The sequence below is a fragment of the Streptomyces sp. NPDC059003 genome (assembly GCF_042740445.1).
Lineage (GTDB): Bacteria > Actinomycetota > Actinomycetes > Streptomycetales > Streptomycetaceae > Streptomyces.
Map to the genome: position 1 here is coordinate 1 of NZ_JBHYJH010000354.1, position 4,010 is coordinate 4,010.

The 4,010-nt window shown below is 69.6% G+C and carries 3 protein-coding genes; all 3 read left to right on the forward strand.

All coding sequences use genetic code 11. The features are described 5' to 3' along the window. Positions 1-608: 608 nt before the first annotated feature. The 3 genes from ACFWZ5_RS45275 to ACFWZ5_RS45285 all read left to right on the forward strand — a co-directional run bounded on the left by ACFWZ5_RS45275 (position 609) and on the right by ACFWZ5_RS45285 (position 3,704). Positions 609-1,448, forward strand: coding sequence for a hypothetical protein (locus tag ACFWZ5_RS45275; protein ID WP_384893033.1), 840 nt, complete (start codon positions 609-611; stop codon positions 1,446-1,448). 82 nt (positions 1,449-1,530) lie between these two features. Further along, the gene (locus ACFWZ5_RS45280) at positions 1,531-2,565 is read left to right on the forward strand and encodes a phosphoadenosine phosphosulfate reductase family protein (protein ID WP_384893036.1); all 1,035 of its coding nucleotides are present in this window, start codon (positions 1,531-1,533) and stop codon (positions 2,563-2,565) included. 521 nt (positions 2,566-3,086) lie between these two features. Further along, the gene (locus ACFWZ5_RS45285) at positions 3,087-3,704 is read left to right on the forward strand and encodes a hypothetical protein (protein ID WP_384893039.1); all 618 of its coding nucleotides are present in this window, start codon (positions 3,087-3,089) and stop codon (positions 3,702-3,704) included. Positions 3,705-4,010: the final 306 nt, after the last annotated feature.

A 4,010-nucleotide genomic window follows, 5' to 3' on the forward strand; every position in this document is an offset into this window, starting at 1 on the left:
CGCATGACCCAGCCGTGGGGGCGGTCCCCGACCGCCCCCACAAGCCCCGGGCGGATACCGCCCGCGGTTGCCGCTGCCCAGTTGCCTTGTCCCGGAACCGGCCAGCCCAACCGTGCCATCGGCATCACCGGTGCCAGAGCAGTAAGGACGTTCCGCAACCGGACGGTCAGGCAAGCGCGTTCACGGGGCGCAGCATCCCCTCGGTGAGATCCCCTCTCCACGGCTACCAAGACTGCGCAACGAAACCAGCCGCTCCAGGCCTGCCGACCGCCCCACCAATCCCCCCCGCACCCCAGCCCCGCGCCATCCCCTCCCGGAACCGACACACCACCGCCCTGTCTGCGAGGCTGCAGACGTTTTCGCAGGTCAACGGCCCCCAATACCTGATGCGCAGCACCTAGCGTTCTTCGAGCCGGAGAGCAGCGCACCCCACTCCACACACCACAGACACCACCCGGCCTCACGCGCTGCACCCCAGCAAGGACCGACGGATTGCCGCTGTTGGCGCCTGCCCGGCCATCACCGTCACACCGGCCGCGGAAGCGGTGACCACCACCCCGCCCCTGGCCCTATCCCACCCCCCCCAGTCCATCAAGGAGGACTCCATCATGAACAAGGCCGCTTGGGACGCCACCCCCACCGACTACCAGACCCGTCTCCTGCTCGCCGCACTCGCCGACACCCAGCACCGCATCCCGTCCGACGCCAAGCGACGAACCCTCAAGATCATGGCCGACCGTCAGTGGGTCCGGCCGCGCCGACTGGCGCTCATCGAAGGAGGCATAGCGGACTGGCGGCTCACCCACCACGGCGTGAACGCGGCCAACCGGGCGCACACAGCGCAGCTCCCCGCGGGACACCCCGTCGGCTCCGCGGCCGTGGAGCCGCAGACGGCCCGACGCATCGACCGGTGGACCGTCAAGGACCGTGAGGGCACCCTGATCACCGAGGTTGAGGCGACCAGCTACCACCACGCCGTCCAGGTGGCCGACCAAGACCCGCAAGTGCGCGCCGCAACTCCTGGAGCAGGAGGCGGACTGATCTTCACGCGCCTGGCTTCCATCGAGAAACCCGCCCCGACGGCTGCGGCTGCCGCCCCGGCCCCGTTCTGCCCACCCACCCTGCCCTGGTACAGCCGCGTACGGCGTGCCTCCGACGGCCGCTTCGGCACCGTCACCGGCTACGACCCCGAACGCCGCACGATCATCAAGTGGGATGGGGCCGTTGTCCCCGACCCGCACCACTACACCAACGACGAACTGGCAACACCCGCCTTCCAGGTCTCTCCTGCCGTCACCCACTGCTCGGGCTGTGGCCACATCGTCGACGACGACGAGATCGAGGACAGCTACACCACGTGCTGCAACGAGGGCGCGTGCAGCGGCTGCGCCGCAGTGAACGGCGTCTACACGTGCGGCACCAAAGCCCCCGCCGACAGCCCCGCCTAGAGCGCCCGTCCGCCCCGGGGCTCGGCCTGCGCGCCCCGGGCTCCGCCCCCTCCGTCCGCTCCACACCCTTGAGGACCCCGTCATGCAGACCGAACTCCTGTTCGACCCCGTTGACGTCCAGACCCTGCAGACAGCCCCCGCGACCGCCACGCTGGCGGCGTCGAAGCCCAAGCCGAAGAGGAAGGCACGGACCGTGCACGCATCCGTGCCGCTCCAACCGCGGACAACCGTGCCCGACGAACTGATCCTGGACGCCGACTGGCTGGTCATATCGAGCAGTAGCGGCAAGGACAGCCAGGCGATGCTCGCGTACGTCGTCCGGCGCGCAAAGGCCCTGAAGATGCTGGCCAAGGTCGTCGTCGTCCATGCAGACCTGGGACGGGTCGAGTGGGAGGGCACCCTTGAGCTCGCCGAGCTCCAGGCACGCCTTGCCGGGGTTCGCCGGTTCGAGGTGGTCCAGGCACCCGGCGCCGATCTCCTCGAACGCGTCGAGATCCGCTACGGCAAGCTCAAGGCCAAGGCAGAGATTGAAGCCATCGAGCGGGGCGAGGACCCCACCACAGCAAAGGTCCCGCCGGCCTGGCCGTCGAGTGCAGCACGCTGGTGCACACCGGACGTAAAGCGAGGCCCGATCTGGACCCTCTACACCCGGCTCGCTGCCGAGCTCGCGCACCTGGGCCGCCCCGTGCGGATCCTGGAGTGCATCGGGCAGCGCGCCGCAGAGAGCAGCCAGCGAGCGAAGCTCGCCGAGGTAGAGATCAACCGCAGGGCGAGCAACGGCAAGCGGCACGTCACCACCTGGCGGCCCATCCACGCCTGGAGCGACCGGAAGACGTGGCGTGAGATCGCCCGCTCCCGTCTGCCGTACCACCCGGCATACGACGGGGGGAACCGACGCCTGAGCTGCGTGTTTCCGTGTCCTGGCGTGCAACAACGACCTCGTGAACGGCGCGCGGCGCGTACCGAAACTCGCCGCGGCATACACCCGGACCGAAGCCAAAGTCGCAGCCGACTTCAAGAAGGGCCTGTCGATGCAGGAGATCATCCGGTGGGCCCAGGCCCTAGAGAAGGCCGAGGGGCCCGCCCCGCGGCCGCCGCTTGGTACAGCGATGACTGAGCACGTCGGGCAGGCCGTGACCAACAAATACCGCAACCGGCAACTCACATTGTTCGGCCTGACCGCGTGAACTCCATGCCCGCACTCGGCCCAGAGTCCGGCGCGGACAGACTGGCCCCGACCCCGTCCCGATAGAGAGACGACCGTCGCCGACCCGCCTGCTGCCCACCCACCGCAGCATGCGCTGCGCACCCGCCAGTCGCAGGCCCGGCATGCCAGGGCCCTCGATGTCAGCGCGGACACGGAGCAGCTCCCGGCAACCCGAGGGCCCATCGGGGCATGACGCCCCGGGTCTGGCCCCAACCTGACCCCCAGGCAGAGGAATTCGCTGGTCGCAGCGACCCGTCCACACTGATTCCCGACCTAACGTCTCCTCCCACCACAGCACCCGCAGGCCCACCGCACTTCGCCGTGCCCGGTCCCGCTGAGTACGCGCCCGGCCTGGGGCCCGCCTGGCGCCTCGTGTATGACTTCTCGCTTGTCTCATAGCCCATCTCCCCGCCTCTTCCTTGGAGCCACCTATGTCCGCTGTTCCTCAACTGCCTCTGTTCCCGCCGCCAGCCGTCCCGCTGCGTTTCGCCGACGGTGACCGCTACGAGTGGCCACGCTCCGAAGACGTATGGGCGCGCACGCGGGGGTGGTGGGTGCCTTCGCTGGCTGGTGACAGTCGAGACGACGGCACCGGATGGTGGAGCGACGCCGAGATCAGCGCGAGTCTGCACCGAGCCACCGCGGCGGAGGACGCGACCAAGCGGTTCGTTCCCGCCCTGCCGGGCGACCGGCTGCCCGGTCGGCCCATCCGCGCGCTGCCGCCCGCCGTCGACCGCACCGCACAGTACGTTCTCGACCACCAGGCCAACCGGCTCGTGCCGATACGGGAACTGGTCGCGGCGTACGACGAGGATGCGGCGCACGACATCCCCGGTGTCCTCACCGCGATGGAGACCGCGCGGGTGCTGTCGAGGATCGACGCCGAGCACGACCCCGTGCGCGTGCAGTACGACGAGGACGCGGGACGGATCTATGCCCGCTATCAGCGCCCCAGCGACTTCGGCGTGTGGACGGACGCAGGTTTCCCGCCGGTCGTGACGTGCCTTCACGTGTTCGTGCTCGCCGGGTCCCCGGCGAAGGCGGCGTAGCGGTGTCGGAGCCACAACCCCCTATCTATCTCTCTTCAAGGGGTGTGTGGCAGTGCCCGTGGGGTGTGCGGGTGTTGGCTGTTCACGGCCTGCGCCACACCCCCGGTCGGGCCCGTAGCGTCGTCTTCCGGCTGGGTAGCTGCGCTCGATCCCGGAGCGTCGCGCCGCTGTCCGCTATCACTCCCGCAAGGGAAGGCCCCCGTGCACACCCACACCACCCCTCACGGAGCCGCCCCCGGAGGCGTCTGCCCCCGACTAGGGACTGTGTGAGGTTGTGATCAGTCGGGGGTCTTCAGGAGGTCGTTG